Origin of the sequence: Streptomyces sp. 549 (assembly GCF_030124175.1) — a bacterium.
Classification (GTDB): Bacteria; Actinomycetota; Actinomycetes; order Streptomycetales; family Streptomycetaceae; genus Streptomyces.
The window spans coordinates 33,677-53,321 of sequence record NZ_JASKMT010000012.1; the positions used below are offsets into that span (position 1 = coordinate 33,677).

The following is a 19,645-nucleotide window of genomic DNA, read 5'->3' on the forward strand; positions in this document are numbered from 1 at the left end:
TCACTTCCGCGGCACCGCACCTCCTCAGCCCCGCACCTCCTCAGCCTGTTCCGGTGACCGTGAAGGCGCGGCTGGTGCCGCTGATGGGGGTGATCTTCCCCAGCAGGCTCCTGGCGTGGCCGTGGTAGCGGAAACGGTACTCGCCCGGTGCCGCGTCGGCCGGCACGTCCCAGGACAGCGTCACCTTGGACGCGCTGATGCCGTCCCTGGCCCAGCGGAATGTCGTCGACCAGTCGCCGTCGTCGGCGACGCGCTCCCAGCGGTCGCCGGTCCGCCGCTGCACCTCCAGGTAGGTGGCGTCGGCCTGTGTGTCGTTGCCCGGGTGGGCGCCGGCGAAGACGGCGGTGGCCCGGTCGCCGCGCCCGTAGGAGGCCGCCGGCTGGGTCAGCACGTCGCCGAAGCCGCGGAACAGAGGCGGCGTGTCCAGCACCACGCCCGGCGGGCGGATCCACTGCTTGCCGGAGAGGTCCGCGGGCACGGGCCCGCGGACCGCCGGCCGGCCGTCGCGCATCCGCGTCGCCAGGTCGGCCGCGCTCTGCTGGAGCGCGGGCAGCTGCCAGCGGCCGAACAGCGTGCTGCCGCCCTCGTACTGCTGGGCGTCGTACTCCTCCGGCGTGGTCAGGTAGTGCAGGTAGGCGTTGGAGAAGCCGGCCACCAGCACGTTCTTCAGGTCGGCGCCGGTGATCTCGGCGACGGTCCGCCGCAGGCGCAGTCCGGCGGTGACGGTCGCCTCGACCGGCAGCCCGATCAGGTAGAGGTCGCCGACGCGCATCAGCTGCACCGGCGCCTCCTCCTGGACCCAGGGCAGCAGCCGGTTCATCTCGCCCACCGGCAGCAGCACCCCCTTGGGTGACTGGCAGTCCTTCAGCGCTGGGGACACGGTGTACAGCACGGAGTGCGAGACGGCGTCCCAGAACGGGTTGGCACCCTCCTTGAAGATCGGCAGCGCCGGGCCGTCCTCGGTGCTGCCGGCTGCGGCGCTGGTGCCGTAGGCCGGCTTGCAGGTGCGGTGGGTGCGGCCGTCACCGGTGAACTCGGGGCGCACCTCCACGTCGGACAGGTCCACATACGACAGCAGGGAGTCCACGCCGCCGCCCAACCGCTGTCCCTCCTCGTCCAGTTGACCGGCCGCAGCCTCGTACTGCCGCATGCCGATCGTGTGCGTGTTCTCGAACTGCTTCTCCTCCAACTCGTCTGCCGGGTCGAGGTGGATGTTCGGCGACATGTCACCGGCGTTGGTCTGCGCGAACGCCGACACGAAGTCCGGTGGGGTGTCCGCGAGATAGTCGACCTTCTCGACCTCCCGCTCCCAGTGGTGGGCGGCGAAGCCCTTGTTGTCGCCGCTGATGAGCTTGTTCTCGCCGGTCATCGAGGTGTTGTGGGTGGCGAACCAGTTGATCGCGCCGACCGGGCGGCCGTCCCGCTCGATGCGCAGCAGCGAGGTCTGCGGGTCGCGGCCCTCGGGGAAGAACGCCCGGTCCGCCGCCGGGTTGCGGTCGAACGCCACCTTGGACCGGTTGACGTTCGCGTCGTGCAGTTCGCCGTGGGTGAGCGTCAGCGAGGCCGGGGCCAGGTCGGCGTGCGCCCGCTCCACGGACGCCAGCATGCCGTCGCTCACCGCCCGGAACGTCTTCTCCCGGTAGCCGAGTGTGGTCACGTTGTAGAGCGTGTGGTGCGAGTAGCCGCCGGGCCCGGAGTGCGAGTGGGTGGCGGTGATCATCACGTTCTGCTCGGAGTACAGGTCGCCGTAGCGCTCCTTCAGACCGCGCAGCACCCGCTGGTGCACGCTGGAGAAGATCATGGGTGAGTCCGCGACGACGATCAGCACGCGCTTGCCGGTCGCCCGGTCTGCGATCACGAAGGCACGGGACCGCATCCGGGTGTGCAGGCCCTCGGCGACCTGGTCGACCCGGGCGTAGCCCATCATCCCGGCCTCGGCGATCTCTCCGGTGGCGTCGGCCACACCGCGGCCGACCAGGTAGGGCTCCTCGGCGGCGGAGGCCGCGTCGGAGGTGGTGGCAGGGGACGCCGGGGCCGTGGGGAGCGCCGCGGTGGGGGATCCGCCGAAGGCGGACGTGGGGGCGAGCAGCAGGGCGACGGCCACCGCGAGCGCGGCAGCGGTCCGAAGACGTTGAATGGCCACTCCACCGTCGTACCAGGCGGTAGCACGACCGTGAAGGTACGTGCGTGACAAGGGTGTTGGGCGGGGCGACCGGCAGGCGTCCCGAACGGCCGGGCAGCGGGCGGAAATAGGGAAAACCCGGACGCAGTCGGTGTACGCCCCCTACGCTTCGTATGTGCCTGGGGCGTCGGGCCGGGTCCTTGTGGTGGACGACAACAAGGTGATCCGGCAACTGATCAAGGTCAACCTGGAGCTGGAGGGCTTCGAGGTCGTGACCGCGGCCGATGGTGCCGAGTGCCTTGACGTGGTCCACCACATACGACCGGACGTGATCACTCTCGACGTGGCCATGCCGCGGCTGGACGGCCTGCGCACCGCGCAGCGGCTGCGGGCCGACCCGCGTACCCGCCGCATTCCGGTGGCCCTGGTCAGCGGCTGCAACCGGATGGGCGGCGAGGTGGACGTCGCGGACGCCTTCCTCGCCAAGCCGTTCGAGCCCGGTGACCTCGTCCAGCTGGTCCGGCGGCTGCTGCTCAGCGGCCCCGCCCCCGGCCCCGCGGGCGGGCCGCCCGCGGCCGACCAGGCGTCGCCGTCGGTGACGGAGAGCGCGGAGTCCGTCGCCGGGCCGTCCTGAGGAGTGGAACACGCGGCGGACCGCCGCCGACACGGGACTAGGCTTGTCCCGTGACCCCCGACCAGCTCTCCCGCAGTGTGCTGCGCTCGGTACACCGTGCCGTCGCCGCCGGGGTGCTGCCTGCCACGGAGGAGCCGGACCGGGTCACTCTGCGTAAACCCCCGCACGGCGACGCCGACTACGCGTCGAACATCGCGCTGCGCCTCGCCCCGGCGGTCGGCCGCCCGGCCCGGGAGATCGCCGAGATCCTGCGGCCGTCGCTGGCCGCCGAACCGGGGGTCGCCGCCGTCGCCGTCGCCGGAGCCGGCTTCCTCAACATCCGTGTCGACCCCGGCGGGCGCACCGCTGCCGTCCGCGCCCTGCTCGCCGGTGCCCACCGCGCCCCGGGCCGGACCCCGGGCGCCCGCGTCCCCGGTCCGGTGCCGCCCGCCGAGGACCCGGCGGGCGACGCCGCCCGCTGGGCGGCGGCCACCGGCACCGCGCCGAACTGGGAGCGGCGGCACAGCAACCCGCTGTTCCGCGTGCAGTACGCCCACGCCCGGACCCGGGCCCTGCTCGCCGGTGCCCGCGACCTCGGCCTCGCCCCGGAGCCGGGCCGCTACGACACCCGCGCCGAGGCCGCGCTGATCGCCCGCCTGGGTGAGGCAGCCCGGGTCGGCGGCCAGGCCGCCAGCCGGGCCACCGGGCCGGAGGGCGGCGCCCGGCTCGCCTACCGTCTCGAAGCAGCCGCCGACGCCTTCTTCGACTTCCACGACGCCCACCCCGTGCTGCCCCGCGGCGACGAGAAACCCGAGGCCGCCCACCGCTCCCGGCTGGCCCTCGCCGAGGCCACCGGGACGGTGCTGGCCGGCGGCCTCGCCGAACTCGGCATCAGCGCACCGAACCACCTCTGAGGGGATCAGAGCCACCATGAGCCGTTCCGCCCATCCTGCCGGGCCCCGCCACGCCGACGTCCTTCCCGAGGGCCGCCACAGTGCGGCGCCCGAGGACCTCAACGCCCTCGACCCGCAGGTGTGGTCCCGCACCGTCACCCGCGACGAGCGCGGCACCGTCACGGTCGGCGGCCTCGCCGTCACCGAGCTGGCCGAGCGCTTCGGCACCCCCGCCTACCTGCTGGACGAGCAGGACTTCCGCGCCCGCTGCCGGGCCTGGCGGGACGCCTTCGGGCCCGGCGCCGACGTGTTCTACGCGGGCAAGGCGTTCCTGTCCCGGGCCGTGGTGCGCTGGCTGCACGAGGAGGGACTCAACCTGGACGTGTGCTCCGGCGGCGAGCTGGCCACCGCGCTGGCCGCCGGCATGCCCGCCGAGCGCATCGCGCTGCACGGCAACAACAAGTCCACCGAGGAGATCGACCGGGCCGTCGAGGCCGGGGTGGGCCGCATCGTCCTTGACTCCTTCCAGGAGATCGTCCGCGTGGCCAAGGCCGCCGAGCGGGTCGGCCGCCGCCAGCCGGTGCAGATCCGGGTCACCGTCGGCGTCGAGGCGCACACCCACGAGTTCATCGCCACCGCCCACGAGGACCAGAAGTTCGGCCTGCCGCTGGCCGGCGGGCAGGCCGCGGAGGCGGTGCGCCGCACGCTGGGCCTGGACTCGCTGGAGCTCATCGGCATCCACTCGCACATCGGCTCGCAGATCTTCGACACCTCCGGCTTCGAGGTCGCCGCGCACCGCGTGGTGGGGCTGCTCGCGCAGATCCGCGACGAGCACGGCGTCGAACTGCCGGAGATCGACCTCGGCGGCGGTCTGGGCATCGCGTACACCAGCGAGGACGACCCCAGTGAGCCGCAGCACATCGCCAAGGCGCTCAACGAGATCGTCACCCGCGAGTGCGAGTCCGCCGGGCTGGCCGTGCCGCGGCTGTCCGTGGAGCCCGGCCGGGCCATCGTCGGCCCGACCGCGTTCACGCTCTACGAGGTCGGCACGACCAAGCCGCTGGACGGCCTGCGCACCTACGTCAGCGTCGACGGCGGCATGTCGGACAACATCCGTACCGCGCTCTACGACGCCGAGTACACCGTCACGCTGGCCTCCCGGACCTCCGACGCCGAGCCGATGCTGAGCAGGGTGGTGGGCAAGCACTGCGAAAGCGGCGATATCGTCGTACGGGACGCCTACCTGCCTGCCGACACGGCACCCGGGGACCTGCTCGCGGTGCCGGCCACCGGCGCCTACTGCCGGTCCATGGCCAGCAACTACAACCACGCGCTGCGCCCGCCGGTGGTCGCCGTCAGCGACGGCGAGGCCAGGGAGATCGTCCGGCGCGAGACGGAGGAGGACCTGCTCCGCCTCGACGTCGGGTGACTGAAAGCTGAGAAACGCGTTCCACATGCTGGACCCGGGAGGGAATCCCGGGTCCGGTGCGTGAGACTTGCCCTGCTGGACGGGACGCTGGACGGCATGCTGGACGAGGCGTCACGCCGAACCGGTGGGACCAGGGAACCGCCGGACATGACACGAACCGAGTGAACGAGGTCAGATGATGCGTACGCGTCCGCTGAAGGTGGCGCTGCTGGGCTGTGGAGTGGTCGGCTCAGAGGTGGCACGCATCATGACGACGCACGCGGAGGACCTCGCGGCGCGCATCGGCGCCCCGGTCGAGCTGGCCGGGATCGCCGTGCGGCGCCCCGGGCGGGTGCGTGAGGGCGTGCCCGCCGACCTCGTCACCACCGACGCCAAGGCGCTGGTCACCCGCGGCGACATCGACGTGGTCGTGGAGGTCATCGGCGGCATCGAGCCCGCCCGCGCCCTCATCACGGCCGCCTTCGAGAACGGCGCCAGCGTGGTCTCGGCCAACAAGGCGCTGCTCGCCGAGGACGGCCCGGCGCTGCACGAGGCGGCCGACAAGCACGGCGCCGACCTGTACTACGAGGCGGCGGTCGCAGGGGCGATCCCGCTGGTCCGCCCGCTGCGCGAGTCCCTTGCCGGGGACACCGTGAACCGGGTGCTGGGCATCGTCAACGGCACCACCAACTTCATCCTCGACCGGATGGACACCTCCGGCGCCGGGTACAGCGAGGCGCTCGACGAGGCCACCGCGCTGGGCTACGCCGAGGCCGACCCGACCGCCGACGTCGAGGGCTTCGACGCCGCCGCGAAGGCCGCGATCCTCGCCGGCATCGCCTTCCACACCCGCGTCGGCCTGGACGACGTGCACCGCGAGGGCCTCACCGAGGTCACCGCCGCGGACATCGCGTCCGCCCGCCGCATGGGCTGCACGGTCAAGCTGCTCGCCATCTGCGAGCGGGCCGCCGACGGCCGCTCGGTCACCGCCCGCGTCCACCCCGCGATGATCCCGCTGACCCACCCGCTGGCGTCGGTCCGCGAGGCGTACAACGCGGTGTTCGTCGAGGCGGAGGCCGCGGGCCAGCTCATGTTCTACGGCCCCGGCGCCGGGGGCGGCCCGACTGCCTCCGCCGTCCTGGGCGACCTGGTCGCGGCCTGCCGCAACAAGCTCAGCGGCGCCCGCGGCCCCGGCGAGTCGGCCTACACCCAGCTCCCGGTCAGCCCGATGGGTGACGTCGTCACCCGCTACCACATCAGCCTGGACGTCGCCGACAAACCCGGCGTACTCGCCCAGTGCGCCCTGGTGTTCGCCGAGCACGGCGTGTCGATCGACACCGTCCGGCAGCAGGGCAAGGAGGGGGCCGACGGCGACGCGTCGCTGGTCGTCGTCACCCACCGCGCCGCCGACTCCGCCCTGGGCGCGACAGTCGAGGCGCTGCGCAATCTGGACACCGTCCGCGGCGTCGCGAGCATCATGCGGGTCGAAGGGGAATGAGGGACATCAGCACAATGTCTGGGACTTCTGGCATGTCTGCCACATCCGGCACCGCCGGCCGCACCGGCACCAGCGCCCAGTGGCGCGGGATCATCGAGGAGTACCGCCACCGCCTGACAATCGGCGAGTCCGATCCGGTGGTGACGCTCCGCGAGGGCGGTACGCCGCTGGTCCCGGCGCAGGTGCTCTCCGAGCGCACCGGCTGCGAGGTCCACCTCAAGGTGGAGGGCGCCAACCCGACCGGGTCCTTCAAGGACCGCGGCATGACGATGGCGATCTCCGCCGCGAAGGCGCAGGGCGCGCAGGCCGTCATCTGCGCCTCCACCGGCAACACCTCCGCCTCGGCCGCCGCCTACGCGGTCCGCGCCGGCATGGTCTGCGCGGTGCTGGTGCCGCAGGGCAAGATCGCGCTGGGCAAGATGGGCCAGGCGCTGGTCCACGGCGCGAAGATCCTCCAGGTCGACGGGAACTTCGACGACTGCCTCACGCTCGCCCGCGCCCTCTCCGACAACTACCCCGTGGCGCTGGTCAACTCGGTGAACCCGGCCCGCATCGAGGGCCAGAAGACGGCCGCCTTCGAGATCGTGGACATGCTCGGCGACGCGCCCGACATCCATGTGCTGCCGGTCGGCAACGCGGGCAACATCACCGCCTACTGGCGCGGCTACCAGGAGTACCGCGCCGACGGCACCGCGACGCGCACGCCCCGGATGTGGGGCTTCCAGGCGTCGGGTTCCGCGCCGATCGTCCGCGGCGAGCCCGTCAAGGACCCGCACACCATCGCGACCGCCATCCGCATCGGCAACCCGGCGTCGTGGCACAGCGCCGAGCAGGCCAGGGACGAGTCCGGCGGCCTCATCGACGAGGTGACCGACCGGCAGATCCTGTCCGCGTACCGGCTGCTCGCCGCGCAGGAGGGCGTGTTCGTGGAGCCCGCCTCCGCGGCGTCCGTCGCCGGCCTGCTCAAGGCCGCCGAGCAGGGCCTGGTCGACCCCGGGCAGCGCATCGTCTGCACCGTGACCGGCAACGGCCTCAAGGACCCCGACTGGGCCGTCGCGGGCGCGCCGCAGCCGGTGACCGTGCCGGTGGACGCCGCCGCAGCGGCCGAACGGCTCGGCCTGGCCTGACCCTCGACCCCGTGGCGGCACGGGCCCGGCGGGACCTCACCGCCGGGCCTGGTTCACTGTAGGGACCACGCGGGAGCACACCGCTGTGGACGACACGCATCGTGCGCCTCCCGTGCGCCCTGTGTCGCCACCGAACCATCGTTGGATAGGCTGGGATTCAACCCACCCCGCACAGATGAATGTGCCAGGGGCATGTGTTGTGTTTCCCGAAAACCGCCCCCACAGCGGTTCCTTCGCCGGGCCGAGGCCCGGCACGCGACGTCCGGTACCCACCGAGGCGCCGGGGGAGTTGCTCGCACGCACCACCAGCACACGAACCAAGGAGAGTCATCGAGCGATGGCCGGTCCCGCGTTCCGCGCCGCCGCCGTCCGGGTGCGCGTCCCAGCCACCAGCGCCAACCTCGGCCCGGGCTTCGACGCCCTCGGCCTGGCCCTGGGGCTCTACGACGACGTGGTGGTCCGCGTCGCCGAGTCCGGCCTGCACCTCGACATCGCGGGTGAGGGGGCCGAGACGCTGCCGCGGGACGAGAGCCATCTGCTCGTCCGCTCGCTGCGCACCGCCTTCGACCTGCTCGGCGGGCAGCCCCGCGGCTTGGAGGTGGTGTGCGCCAACCGCATCCCGCACGGCCGCGGACTGGGCTCGTCCTCGGCGGCCATCTGCGCCGGCATCGTCGCCGCCCGCGCGGTGACCACCGGCGGTGCCGAGAAGCTCGACAACACCGCGCTGCTCGAACTCGCCACCGAGATCGAGGGGCACCCCGACAACGTGGCCGCCTGCCTGCTGGGCGGGTTCACGCTCGCCTGGACGGACGGCGGCGCCGCGCGGGCGATCCGGATGGAACCCGCGGAGTCCGTCGTACCGGTCGCCTTCGTGCCGTCCCGTCCGGTGCTCACCGAGACGGCCCGCGGCCTGCTGCCGCGCACCGTGCCGCACGTCGACGCCGCCGCCAACGCCGGACGGGCCGCACTGCTCGTCGAGGCGCTGACCAGGCGCCCCGAGCTGCTGCTCGCGGCGACGGAGGACCGCCTGCACCAGGAGTACCGGGCGCCGGCGATGCCGGAGAGCGTGGAACTGGTGAACCGTCTGCGCGCCGAGGGCGTACCCGCCGTCATCAGCGGTGCGGGCCCCACGGTGCTCGCGCTCGCCACCGCGGACACCGCGGACACCGCCAACAAGGTCGCCCGCAGCACGGGCGCCGGGTGGGCGGCCAACCGGCTGGCGCTGGACGCGGACGGGGCCAGCGTGCTGCCGCTCGCCGGTGCGGGCGGCAACCAGTGACAGGAGGACCGGCCCGATTGCCGGTTACCGAGAGGGGGAATGTTTGTCGGATCCGGTAGTGTTAACCTCAAGTCTGCACCTGCATCCGAAACGATGCGGTGCACGGTGTCCCTCTCCGGGACCACCCTTTCTTCCGGGAGCTCCCCACACTGTCTGAGCAGCCTGCCGAGCAGTGTCGAAAACGCTCCGGAACCGGCGCGAATGACGCCAGTCATCCTCTCGTGCCAGTGAACTGATCTCTCCGCCGTACGCACAGGCGGGACCACCGCCCCGGCCGTTCCGCCACATCGGACCGCAGCCGGACAGCACAACCGGTCGCCGAGCCAGACAGGCCGACGTCCGCTCCAGGGAAGGACCCTTCGTGAGCGACACCACCGATCTGATGGGCGCGAACGCAGACGCGCCCACCAAGGACGCCTCTGCCGCGCCTGCCTCGGGTACCGCCTCCGGCACTGCCGGCCGGCGGCGCCGCTCCGGCACCGGCCTCGACGGCATGGTCCTGGCGGAGCTGCAGCAGGTCGCTTCCGGCCTCGGCATCAGGGGCACCGCGCGTATGCGCAAGAGCCAGCTGATCGAGGTCATCAAGGAGAAGCAGGCCGAGAACTCCGGCAGCCGCGCCGACTCCGCCCCGGCCGCAGCCCCGGCCGCGGCCGAGGCCGCGGAGGCCAAGCCGAAGCGCCGTGCCACCTCCAAGGCGCGCACCGTCGACAGTGCCCCGGCCGACGGCGAGCAGCCGTCCGGCCAAGCGCACATCGACATCCCCGGGCAGCCCGTCAACGACGAGAAGCCCGCTGCGGCACGCCGCTCGCGCAACGCCGACAAGGCCGAGCGCGGCGACAAGGACCGCCCCTTCCGCAGTGCGGACGGCGGTGAGGGCGGTGCCTCCACCGACGCCGGCGCGGAGGCGCAGGCGCAGGCGGAGGCGGCCGAGGGTCGCGGCGACGGCGGCAAGGGCGGCCGGGACGCCCAGGGCGGCGATCGCCAGGGCAAGCGCGACCGCCAGCGCGACCGCCGCAAGGGCGGCGAAGGCGGCAACGCCCCGCAGCAGGGCGGCGATCGCCAGGGCAACCAGGCCAACCAGGCCAACCAGGGCAACCAGGGGGGCCAGGGCGGCCAGGGCGGCCAGGGCAACCAGGGTCAGGGCAACCAGGGTCAGGGCGGGGGTCGGCAGAGCCGGCAGGACCGCGACGACGACGACTTCGAGGGCGGCCGTCGCGGCCGCCGCGGCCGCTACCGCGACCGGCGCGGCCGCCGCAGCACCCGCGAGGAGTTCAACGAGCCGCAGGTCAACGAGGACGACGTCCTGATTCCGGTCGCCGGCATCCTGGACATCCTCGACAACTACGCGTTCGTGCGCACCTCCGGCTACCTGCCGGGCCCCAACGACGTGTACGTGTCGCTGGCCCAGGTCCGCAAGAACGGTCTGCGCAAGGGCGACCACGTCACCGGCGCGGTGCGCCAGCCCAAGGACGGTGAGCGCCGCGAGAAGTTCAACGCGCTCGTGCGCCTGGACTCGGTCAACGGCATGGCGCCCGAAAACGGTCGCGGGCGACCGGACTTCAACAAGCTGACGCCGCTGTACCCGCAGGACCGCCTCATGCTGGAGACGGACCCGGGTGTGCTCACGACGCGCATCATCGACATGGTCGCGCCGATCGGCAAGGGCCAGCGCGGTCTGATCGTGGCCCCGCCGAAGACCGGCAAGACCATGATCATGCAGGCGGTGGCGAACGCCATCACGCACAACAACCCCGAGTGCCACCTGATGGTCGTCCTGGTCGACGAGCGTCCGGAGGAGGTCACCGACATGCAGCGGTCGGTGAAGGGCGAGGTCATCTCCTCGACCTTCGACCGCCCTGCCGAGGACCACACCACGGTCGCCGAGCTGGCCATCGAGCGTGCCAAGCGCCTGGTGGAGTTGGGCCACGACGTGGTCGTGCTGCTGGACTCCATCACCCGTCTGGGCCGCGCCTACAACCTGGCGGCGCCCGCTTCGGGCCGGATCCTCTCCGGCGGTGTGGACTCCACCGCGCTCTACCCGCCGAAGAAGTTCTTCGGCGCGGCGCGCAACATCGAGGACGGCGGCTCGCTGACCATTCTCGCCACCGCGCTGGTCGAGACCGGCTCGCGCATGGACGAGGTGATCTTCGAGGAGTTCAAGGGCACCGGCAACATGGAGCTCAAGCTCGACCGCAAGCTCGCCGACAAGCGCATCTTCCCGGCGGTGGACGTGGACGCGTCCGGCACCCGCAAGGAGGAGATCCTGATGGGCAGCGAGGAGCTGGCCGTCACGTGGAAGCTGCGCCGGGTGCTGCACGCGCTCGACCAGCAGCAGGCGATCGAGCTGCTGCTGGACAAGATGAAGAAGACCAAGTCCAACGGCGAGTTCCTGATGCAGATCCAGAAGACGACGCCGTCTCCGGGCAACAGCGGGGACTGATCCCGCCGCCGGAGCCTCCCGCCCGGCACCGCCTGCGCAGGCCGTCGCACCCGCCCCTCCCGGGCGTGTGCGGCGGCCTGCGGCCGTGTACGGGCGCGGAGCCCACCCGGGCCCGCAGGCGTGAGAGCCTCGCCACAGCCGGCGGCAGCGCCGCTGTGCGGCGCCGACGGCCGGGACGCGGCGTCGCCGCTGGTGGACGCCGCTGTGCCGGTCCCGGGGCAGCGCGGGGCCGGATGTCCGGATGATCTTGCTTAGGCAGTGTTCATCACGCTGTGTGCAACCCTTCCGCAGGGCCCGACGTCTCATCGACAGCAGGGGGCAGAGCCGAGAGGGAGCAGCAGGCATGGCGCACGAGAGCACCGGTGAGCAGGCGGCCACCCGCCGCGGCGGTGTGCTGCGCGCCACCGGCCGGCGGCGCAGGCCGCCCAGCCGCCGCCGACGCGCGCTGCGCGTCACCGCATGGTCGGGCGCGGCGCTGGTGCTGGTCGCCGCAGGCGGCGCTGGCTACGCCTGGCACGCGCTGAACGGCAACCTCTCCGGTGTCGACATCAACGCCGCCCTCGGCGGCGACCGGCCCGACGACCGGCCCGGCGGCTCGCTGGACCTGCTGGTCCTCGGCTCCGACTCCCGCGACGGCGACAACGCCGCCTACGGCGCAGACGAGGGCACGGCACGCTCGGACACCGCGATGATCGTGCACATAGCAGCCGACCACCGCAGCGCCAGCGTGGTGTCCGTACCGCGCGACACGCTGGTGGACCGCCCGCAGTGCCGCGGTGCGGACGGCAGCGCCGTCCCGGCGGCCGAACGTGCCATGTTCAACGAGTCCTACGCCCTGGGCGGCCCGGCCTGCGCGGTGAAGACGGTCGAGGCGATGACCGACATCCGCATGGACCACTACCTGGAGGTCGACTTCACCGGGTTCAAGAAGCTCATCGACACCCTCGGCGGCGTCGAGGTCACCACCTCCCGGGCCGTGCACGATCCCAGCAGCCGCCTCGACCTGGAGGCCGGCACCCACACCCTGGGCGGTGAACAGGCACTCGGCCTGGTCCGCACCCGCAAGGGCGTCGGCGACGGCAGCGACCTCGGCCGCATCCAGGTCCAGCAGGCGTTCGTCAAGGCGCTGGTGAAGCAGGTGGGCGACGTGGACGCGCTCGGCAACCCCAAGAAGCTGTACGACCTGGCCGACGCCGGCACCTCCGCCCTCACCACCGACTCCGAGCTGGCCTCGGTGGACCGGCTGGCCGGCCTCGCACGGGCACTCAAGGGCATCGACGCCGACCGCATCGACATGGTGACGCTGCCCGTCGAGTACGACAGCGCCGACCCCAACCGCGTGGTGCCGCTGCCCGCGCAGTCCCGGCAGGTCTGGCAGGCGATCAAGGCCGACAAGCCGATACCGGCCTCCGCGACCGCGGACTCCGCCGCTACCGAGGCGGAGGCCGGCGACGTCGTGCGCTGACCCGGGGGAAGGGCGGTTCCGCCCGTCCCCCGGCACCCGCCCCGGAGCAGCTTCGCCGGGCGGGAATACCCGGCGGCGGCTCCCCGTTTTGGGAGGTGCGGCCAGAAGTGGCAGACTGGTCCGTCGGTCCCGGTTCACGTCCCGCAATCCGCGCGACGACCCGGCACCCTCCCGAACCTAGGAGACACCTTGAAGCAGGACATCCACCCCGAGTACACCGAGACCCAGGTCAGCTGCACCTGCGGCGCGGAGTTCACGACCCGCAGCACCGTCAAGGAAGGCGCCATCCGCGCCGACGTGTGCTCGGCGTGCCACCCCTTCTACACCGGCAAGCAGAAGATCCTCGACACCGGCGGCCGTGTCGCCCGCTTCGAGGCGCGCTTCGGCAAGAAGGCCGACCAGAAGTAGCGACCACAGCGCCGGTTCCCGGCCGCCCACGCGGCGGCGCGGGACCGGCGTTTTGTCGTCCCCGGCAGTACCCGGCAGTCCCCGGCAGTGCCCGACAGTACCCGGGTCCGCCCGGCACCGCCGGTCGTCGCCACCGCGTCCACCCCTTTCTTGCCCACCCCCTTCCAGTGAGGACACCCGATGTTCGAGGCGGTCGAGGAACTGATCGGCGAACACGCCGACCTCGAGAAGCAGCTCGCCGACCCCTCCGTCCACGCCAACCAGGGACGGGCCAAGGCGCTCAACAAGCGGTACGCCGAGCTGACCCCCATCCTGGCCGCCTACCGGGAGTGGAAGCGGCTCACCGGGGACATCGAGACGGCCCGCGAGCTCGCCGCCGACGACCCCGACTTCCTCGCCGAGACCAAGGCGCTCGAAGCCGAGCGGGAGACCGCCACCGAACGGCTGCGCCTGCTGCTCGTCCCCCGCGACCCCAGCGACGACAAGGACGTCATCCTGGAGATCAAGGCCGGTGAGGGCGGCGACGAGTCCGCGCTGTTCGCGAGCGACCTGCTGCGCATGTACCTGCGCTACGCCGAGCGGCAGGGCTGGAAGTCGGAGATCATCGAGGCCAACGAGTCCGACCTCGGCGGCTACAAGGACGTCCAGGTCGCGGTGAAGTCCCGCGGGCAGATCGAGCCCGGACTGGGCGTGTGGGCGAGGCTGAAGTACGAGGGCGGAGTGCACCGCGTGCAGCGGGTGCCCGCGACCGAGTCCCAGGGCCGCATCCACACCTCCGCCGCCGGCGTGCTCGTGCTCCCCGAGGCGGAGGACGTGGACGTCGAGGTCAACGCCAACGACCTGCGGATCGACGTCTACCGTTCCTCGGGCCCGGGCGGCCAGTCCGTCAACACCACCGACTCCGCCGTGCGGATCACCCACCTGCCCACCGGTATCGTCGTCTCCTGCCAGAACGAGAAGAGCCAGCTCCAGAACAAGGAGCAGGCCCTGCGCATCCTCCGGGCCCGGATGCTGGCCGCCGCCCAGGAGGAGGCCGAGCGCGAGGCCTCCGACGCCCGCCGCAGCCAGGTGCGGACCGTGGACCGGTCCGAGCGGGTGCGCACCTACAACTATCCGGAGAACCGGATCTCCGACCACCGCGTCGGCTTCAAGGCGTACAACCTCGACCAGGTGCTCGACGGTGAACTCGATCCGGTGATCCAGGCATGTGTGGACGCCGACTCCGCGGCCAAACTGGCCGCGGCCCAATAAGCGGACACAAGGGGACGGGTGACGAAGAAGACCATGAACCTTCTCCTGGCCGAGGTGGCGCAGGCCACGCAGCGGCTGGCCGACGCGGGCGTGCCCTCGCCCCGGTTCGACGCCGAGGAGCTGGCCGCCTACGTGCACGGTGTCCGGCGCGGCGAACTCCACCGGGTCGCCGACTCCGACTTCGACGCCCGCTACTGGGAGGCCATCGCCCGCCGCGAGGCCCGCGAACCGCTCCAGCACATCACCGGGCGCGCCTTCTTCCGCTACCTGGAACTCCAGGTAGGCAAAGGCGTGTTCGTGCCCAGGCCGGAGACCGAGTCGGTCGTCGGCTGGGCCATAGACGCGGTACGCGCCATGGACGTCGCCGAACCGCTCATCGTTGACCTGTGCACCGGATCCGGTGCCATCGCCCTCGCGCTCGCCCAGGAGGTGCCGCGCTCCCGCGTGCACGCCGTGGAGCTGGACGAGGGCGCGCTCGCCTGGGCCCGCAAGAACACCGAGGGCTCCCGCGTCCGGCTGCACCACGGCGACGCGCTCGCCGCGTTCCCGGAACTCGACGGCCAGGTGGACCTGGTCATCTCCAATCCGCCCTACATCCCGCTGACCGAGTGGGAGTATGTCGCTCCTGAAGCCCGCGACCACGACCCGGAACTGGCATTGTTCTCCGGCGAGGACGGCCTGGACTTCATCCGCGGACTGGAACGCACCGCACACCGCCTGCTCCGCCCCGGCGGGGTCGTGGTCGTCGAGCACGCGGACACCCAGGGCGGGCAGGTGCCCTGGATCTTCGCCGAGCACCGCGGCTGGGCGGACGCCGCGGACCACCCCGACCTCAACAACCGACCCCGATTCGCCACAGCCCGCAGGGAGGTGCCGTAAATGGCACGCCGTTACGACTGCTCCGAGGCCACCGACCGCAAGACCGGTCTGCGTGAGGCCGCCTCCGCGGTACGCCGGGGGGAGCTGGTCGTGCTCCCCACCGACACCGTCTACGGTATCGGCGCGGACGCCTTCAGCCCGGAGGCCGTCAGCGACCTGCTGGAGGCAAAGGGCCGCGGCCGGGGAATGCCCTCGCCCGTGCTCGTCGGCACGCCCAACACCCTGCACGGCATCGTCACCGACTTCTCCGAGTCCGCCTGGGAACTCGTCGACGCCTTCTGGCCGGGCGCGCTCACCCTCGTGGCCCGGCAGCAGCCCTCGCTCACCTGGGACCTGGGTGAGACCGGCGACACCGTCGCGGTGCGCATGCCGCTGCACCCGGTCGCCATCGAACTGCTCACCGAGGTCGGCCCGATGGCCGTCTCCTCCGCCAACCTCACCGGCCACCCCGCGCCGCAGACCTGCGACGACGCGCAGGACATGCTCGGCGACTCCGTGGCCGTCTACCTCGACGGGGGCCCGACCCCCGACACCGTGCCGTCGTCCATCGTGGACGTCACCGGCCCGGTACCCGTCCTGCTGCGCGCCGGTGCCTTGAGCGCCGAGGAACTGCGCAAGGTGGTACCCGAGTTGCGGGAGGGCAGTTGACCACGCCCGAAAGGCGTGGCATACCGGCTCGGCCCGTCTTCCGGATCCTCCACGTCTCCACCGGCAACGTCTGCCGCTCGCCCATCACCGAGCGGCTGACCCGCCATGCCCTCGACGCCCGCCTCGCAGGCCCGCTCTCCGGCGGCCTGCTGGTCGAGAGCGCCGGCACCTGGGGCCACGAGGGCGCGCCGATGGAGGAGCACGCCGCGACGGTGCTCGCCGACTACGGGGCAGACCCGACCGGGTTCACCGGCCGGGAACTGCTCGACGAGCACGTCATCCGCGCCGACCTGGTCCTCACCGCCACCCGCGACCACCGGGCCCAGGTCATCTCCATGGGCCACTCCGCGGGCCTGCGCACCTTCACGCTCAAGGAGTTCACCCGGCTGGTGCGGGCCATAGACCCCGCCACGCTGCCCGCCCCCGAGTCCGCGGGCGGCGTGGCCGACCGGGCGCGCGCCCTCGTCCAGGCCGCCGCCGCCCTGCGCGGCTGGCTGCTGGCACCCAGCGCCGAGGCCGACGAGGTCTACGACCCCTACGGCGCGCCCATCACCTACTTCCGCAGCGTCGGCGAGGAGATCAACGACGCCCTCGACCCCGTGGTCACGGCGCTCACCGGCGTTCCCGCCCCGGCGTAGGCTTCGCGGACCAGCCCACACCTGCCGGTGTCCTAGTCTGTGGGCACAGACACACCGAGAGACCCTCTGGGGAGCCCGTGCGTGAGTATCTCCTGACGTTGTGCGTCACGGCCGCGGTCACCTACCTGCTGACCGGGCCGGTACGGAAGTTCGCCATCGCCGCGGGCGCCATGCCCGCAGTCAGGGCCCGTGACGTGCACCGGGAGCCGACGCCGCGGCTCGGCGGCATCGCGATGTTCGGCGGACTGTGCGCGGGGCTGCTGGTCGCCTCACAACTCGACAACATCGGCGAGGTGTTCACGCTTTCCGATGAACCCCGCGCCCTGCTGGCGGGCGCCGGCATCATCTGGCTGCTGGGCGTGCTGGACGACAAGTGGGGCGTGGACGCCCTGGTCAAGCTGGGCGGGCAGATGATCGCCGCCGGCGTGATGGTCTGGCAGGGGCTCACCATCCTGTGGCTGCCCATCCCCGGCTCCGGCGTCGCCGCGGTGACACCCACCCACGGCACGCTGCTCACCGTGGCCCTCGTCGTGATCACCATCAACGCGGTGAACTTCGTCGACGGCCTCGACGGCCTCGCCGCGGGCATGGTCTGCCTGTCGGCCATCGCGTTCTTCATGTACGCCTACCGCATGTGGTTCGGTCACGGCGTCGAGGCCGCCGCCCCCGCCACGTTGTTCGCCGCCATCCTGATCGGCATGTGCCTGGGATTCCTCCCGCACAACATGCACCCGGCGCGGATCTTCATGGGCGACTCCGGTTCGATGCTCATCGGCCTGGTGCTCGCCGCGGGCGCGGTCTCCATCACCGGCCAGGTCGACCCCGACCGCATCACCGAGGCCGAGGGTTCCGTACGGGTCGGCGTGCAGGCCATGGTCCCGGTCTACATGCCGCTGCTGCTGCCGCTGACGATCCTCGCAGTCCCGCTCGCCGACCTGGTCCTCGCCATCGTGCGCCGCACCTGGAACGGCCAGTCCCCGTTCGCCGCCGACCGCGGCCACCTGCACCACCGGCTGCTGGAGATCGGCCACTCGCACAGCCGGGCCGTGCTCATCATGTACTTCTGGTCGGCCCTGATCGCCTTCGGCACGGTCGCCTTCTCGGTACGGGCCGCCAGCCAGGTCATCGTGCTCTCCGTCGTGCTGCTCAGCGCCGTCGGCCTGGTCGTCCTGCTGCTACCGCGCTTCACCCCGCGGGCCCCCGTCTGGGCCCAGCGCGTCGTCCCGCCCCGCTACCGCCGCCGCCCGCCCGAGCCCTCCCCGGACCTCGCCGAGGAAGCCCGCCGCGCAGGCCTCAACGGCTCCACGGCAGTGGGCGACCGCCCCAGCCTCGACGACCGGAAGAAGATCGACAGCCGGTCGTGAGGCGTGCTTGCACACTCCCTGGAAGCTGAACGTCAAATTCCGAATTCCCTGTTCCGGACAGCGATTCGTATTTGGCTTGAAAGCGCTACTGCTCGCCCGTCTCCATCGAAGACGTTCTGCAAGTCCCCGGTGACATGCATTGCGGTGATTTTCCTCCCAGGCTCCCGCGTAAGTGAGGGGAAAAGTTCCGGACACGGATGGGTGGGCCCGCGGCCCGACAACACGAATCTCCTTGTACTTGACGATCAGGCGTTGATAGAAATCGTTCGATCGGTCCAGGTGCCGTGTTCTTCGGCGCCTGTGGATTCACGGACACACGGAGGTTCACATGCGCAAGTTGGCAGCTGGAGCGGCGACCGCAGTACTGCTCGGTGGCTCGCTCGGCCTGACCGCCGGCCCTGCCGCTGCGGCCTCCCCGGCCCTGGGTTCGACCGCACCTGTCGCGGAGGTGGCTCCTCAGGCGGCTGCCTGCGTCACCGTGGTCGACTGGTACAGCGAGAAGTCCGGCAGGTATGTCAAGGTCAAGAACTCCTGTGCGCGCACCGCCTGCTTCAGCGTCACGATGGCTCTCCGCAAGGACCCGAGCTTCAGCATCGGTGCGAACAAGACCGCGAGCTTCCGGTACGGAGGAACTCTCGGAGTTAAGGGTTCCGGAATCAAGAACAAGGCGTGCTGACCCCTTAGGCCGTTCCTTTCGCGACGGCACGCTCTTGCGGCACGCCCCTCCGGTTGACGAGGCGAGCGGCCACGTCGGTGCGGAACACCTGATTCCATCAAGCGGCGCTTGTGTACATCACGGGTTCACATCCCGTTGTGCGCGAGCGCCGCCTTCTTGTTCTCGGCCGTTGCGGCAGCGCGCAAGAGGGTCGGGTGTCTGGGCTGGCTTTGGTGGGGCATACCGAGGCGCACTCGGGTAGCAGGCGACTGCACGTCTGCCCGAAATCGTGCCGAATAGGCCAAATGATGCACAGGCGCTAGCCCGAACGTGTGATCTCACGCACACGATGTAGGTAAAGACCTCATCAAATAGTTTGTGATACCGTTCACGAGAACCGGCGAGGGAGTCGGGGGACCGGAGTGCGACGGTCCCCGCCCAGCGTGGTCACGCGGCCGGGGATTAGGCTCGCCACGAGTTCTTTCCGACCTTCTGTCCCCCTGTGCTGGAGCAGCATTCATGCAGTCGAACGACGCCCGGATCCTCCGCGGCGCCGCGATCCCCACGGCGTGCGCCGGCCTCATCGGCACGGTTGTGGGCGCCTTCGTGGCCGGCGGCGAGGGTGCGATCGGTGCCGCGCTCGGCACAGTGCTGGTCCTCGCCTTCTTCTGTGTCGGTCTGTATCTGCTGAGCGTGATCGGTGAGCGCTGGCCCGCCATGTTCATGGGCGCCGCCGTCCTCGTCTACACGACGCAGGTCCTGATCATGCTCATCCTGCTGCGGATCTTCCGCGACGCCACCTTCATGGACGGGCGGGTGTTCGGCTTCGTCATGCTCGCCTGCATCCTCGTCTGGCTCGCCGCTCAGGCGTGGTCGCACACGCGGGTGAAGACCCTCTACGTCGAGCCCGAGAGCAGCCAGGCGGACACCGGTACGGAGCCTCGCCCATGAGTGCCC

Annotated in this window: 17 protein-coding genes; 16 read left to right on the forward strand and 1 reads right to left on the reverse strand. The window is 71.7% G+C overall.

Annotated elements, in window-relative coordinates; genetic code table 11:
- Positions 1-40: 40 nt before the first annotated feature.
- The gene (locus QNO07_RS15530) at positions 41-2,143 is read right to left on the reverse strand and encodes a neutral/alkaline non-lysosomal ceramidase N-terminal domain-containing protein (RefSeq protein ID WP_283992599.1); all 2,103 of its coding nucleotides are present in this window, start codon (positions 2,141-2,143) and stop codon (positions 41-43) included.
- Between the two features lie 154 nt (positions 2,144-2,297).
- On the opposite strand from QNO07_RS15530, the gene QNO07_RS15535 reads away from it, so the two are divergent.
- The 16 genes from QNO07_RS15535 to QNO07_RS15610 all read left to right on the forward strand — a co-directional run bounded on the left by QNO07_RS15535 (position 2,298) and on the right by QNO07_RS15610 (position 19,639).
- Positions 2,298-2,756 (forward strand): response regulator, encoded by a 459-nt coding sequence (locus tag QNO07_RS15535; RefSeq protein ID WP_283992600.1) that lies wholly within the window; start codon positions 2,298-2,300, stop codon positions 2,754-2,756.
- Positions 2,757-2,806: 50 nt separating this feature from the next.
- The gene (locus QNO07_RS15540) at positions 2,807-3,649 is read left to right on the forward strand and encodes an arginine--tRNA ligase (RefSeq protein ID WP_283992601.1); all 843 of its coding nucleotides are present in this window, start codon (positions 2,807-2,809) and stop codon (positions 3,647-3,649) included.
- Positions 3,650-3,665: 16 nt separating this feature from the next.
- On the forward strand, positions 3,666-5,057 hold the full coding sequence (gene lysA, locus QNO07_RS15545; RefSeq protein WP_283992602.1) for a diaminopimelate decarboxylase: 1,392 nt from the start codon (positions 3,666-3,668) through the stop codon (positions 5,055-5,057).
- Between the two features lie 175 nt (positions 5,058-5,232).
- Positions 5,233-6,534, forward strand: coding sequence for a homoserine dehydrogenase (locus QNO07_RS15550; RefSeq protein ID WP_283992603.1), 1,302 nt, complete (start codon positions 5,233-5,235; stop codon positions 6,532-6,534).
- A 32-nt stretch (positions 6,535-6,566) separates the two neighbouring features.
- Positions 6,567-7,661, forward strand: coding sequence for a threonine synthase (gene thrC, locus QNO07_RS15555; RefSeq protein WP_283992604.1), 1,095 nt, complete (start codon positions 6,567-6,569; stop codon positions 7,659-7,661).
- Between the two features lie 337 nt (positions 7,662-7,998).
- A complete protein-coding gene (gene thrB, locus QNO07_RS15560; protein WP_283992605.1) occupies positions 7,999-8,940 on the forward strand; it encodes a homoserine kinase in 942 nt (313 codons plus the stop codon).
- Positions 8,941-9,301: 361 nt separating this feature from the next.
- Complete coding sequence (gene rho / locus QNO07_RS15565; RefSeq protein WP_283992606.1) at positions 9,302-11,380, forward strand: transcription termination factor Rho; 2,079 nt, start codon at positions 9,302-9,304, stop codon at positions 11,378-11,380.
- Between the two features lie 343 nt (positions 11,381-11,723).
- On the forward strand, positions 11,724-12,845 hold the full coding sequence (locus tag QNO07_RS15570; protein ID WP_283992607.1) for an LCP family protein: 1,122 nt from the start codon (positions 11,724-11,726) through the stop codon (positions 12,843-12,845).
- Between the two features lie 189 nt (positions 12,846-13,034).
- Complete coding sequence (rpmE, locus tag QNO07_RS15575; RefSeq protein ID WP_283992608.1) at positions 13,035-13,253, forward strand: 50S ribosomal protein L31; 219 nt, start codon at positions 13,035-13,037, stop codon at positions 13,251-13,253.
- Positions 13,254-13,433: 180 nt separating this feature from the next.
- On the forward strand, positions 13,434-14,504 hold the full coding sequence (prfA, locus tag QNO07_RS15580; RefSeq protein ID WP_283992609.1) for a peptide chain release factor 1: 1,071 nt from the start codon (positions 13,434-13,436) through the stop codon (positions 14,502-14,504).
- A 33-nt stretch (positions 14,505-14,537) separates the two neighbouring features.
- Positions 14,538-15,383, forward strand: a complete 846-nt coding sequence (gene prmC, locus QNO07_RS15585) for a peptide chain release factor N(5)-glutamine methyltransferase (RefSeq protein WP_283992709.1) — start codon at positions 14,538-14,540, stop codon at positions 15,381-15,383.
- On the forward strand, positions 15,384-16,031 hold the full coding sequence (locus QNO07_RS15590; protein ID WP_283992610.1) for an L-threonylcarbamoyladenylate synthase: 648 nt from the start codon (positions 15,384-15,386) through the stop codon (positions 16,029-16,031).
- Positions 16,028-16,669, forward strand: coding sequence for an arsenate reductase/protein-tyrosine-phosphatase family protein (locus QNO07_RS15595; protein ID WP_283992611.1), 642 nt, complete (start codon positions 16,028-16,030; stop codon positions 16,667-16,669). Before QNO07_RS15590 ends, QNO07_RS15595 begins: the two co-directional genes overlap by 4 nt.
- Positions 16,670-16,746: 77 nt before the next feature.
- Entirely contained in the window at positions 16,747-18,033 is a 1,287-nt protein-coding gene (locus QNO07_RS15600; RefSeq protein ID WP_283992612.1) for an MraY family glycosyltransferase, read from the forward strand.
- Between the two features lie 328 nt (positions 18,034-18,361).
- Positions 18,362-18,709, forward strand: a complete 348-nt coding sequence (locus tag QNO07_RS15605) for an alpha-amylase inhibitor (RefSeq protein ID WP_283992613.1) — start codon at positions 18,362-18,364, stop codon at positions 18,707-18,709.
- A 498-nt stretch (positions 18,710-19,207) separates the two neighbouring features.
- Positions 19,208-19,639: a Cg1360 family ATP-synthase-associated protein gene (locus QNO07_RS15610; RefSeq protein ID WP_283992614.1), complete on the forward strand. Its 432-nt coding sequence runs from the start codon at positions 19,208-19,210 to the stop codon at positions 19,637-19,639.
- Positions 19,640-19,645: the final 6 nt, after the last annotated feature.

Coding starts and splice junctions, on each gene's coding strand:
- lysA (WP_283992602.1), top strand. CDS start 3,666: ATGAGCCGTTCCGCCCATCCTGCCGGGCCCCGCCACGCCGACGTCCTT.
- QNO07_RS15550 (WP_283992603.1), top strand. CDS start 5,233: ATGATGCGTACGCGTCCGCTGAAGGTGGCGCTGCTGGGCTGTGGAGTG.
- thrC (WP_283992604.1), top strand. CDS start 6,567: ATGTCTGCCACATCCGGCACCGCCGGCCGCACCGGCACCAGCGCCCAG.
- thrB (WP_283992605.1), top strand. CDS start 7,999: ATGGCCGGTCCCGCGTTCCGCGCCGCCGCCGTCCGGGTGCGCGTCCCA.
- QNO07_RS15570 (WP_283992607.1), top strand. CDS start 11,724: ATGGCGCACGAGAGCACCGGTGAGCAGGCGGCCACCCGCCGCGGCGGT.
- prfA (WP_283992609.1), top strand. CDS start 13,434: ATGTTCGAGGCGGTCGAGGAACTGATCGGCGAACACGCCGACCTCGAG.
- prmC (WP_283992709.1), top strand. CDS start 14,538: ATGAACCTTCTCCTGGCCGAGGTGGCGCAGGCCACGCAGCGGCTGGCC.
- QNO07_RS15590 (WP_283992610.1), top strand. CDS start 15,384: ATGGCACGCCGTTACGACTGCTCCGAGGCCACCGACCGCAAGACCGGT.
- QNO07_RS15605 (WP_283992613.1), top strand. CDS start 18,362: ATGCGCAAGTTGGCAGCTGGAGCGGCGACCGCAGTACTGCTCGGTGGC.
- QNO07_RS15610 (WP_283992614.1), top strand. CDS start 19,208: ATGCAGTCGAACGACGCCCGGATCCTCCGCGGCGCCGCGATCCCCACG.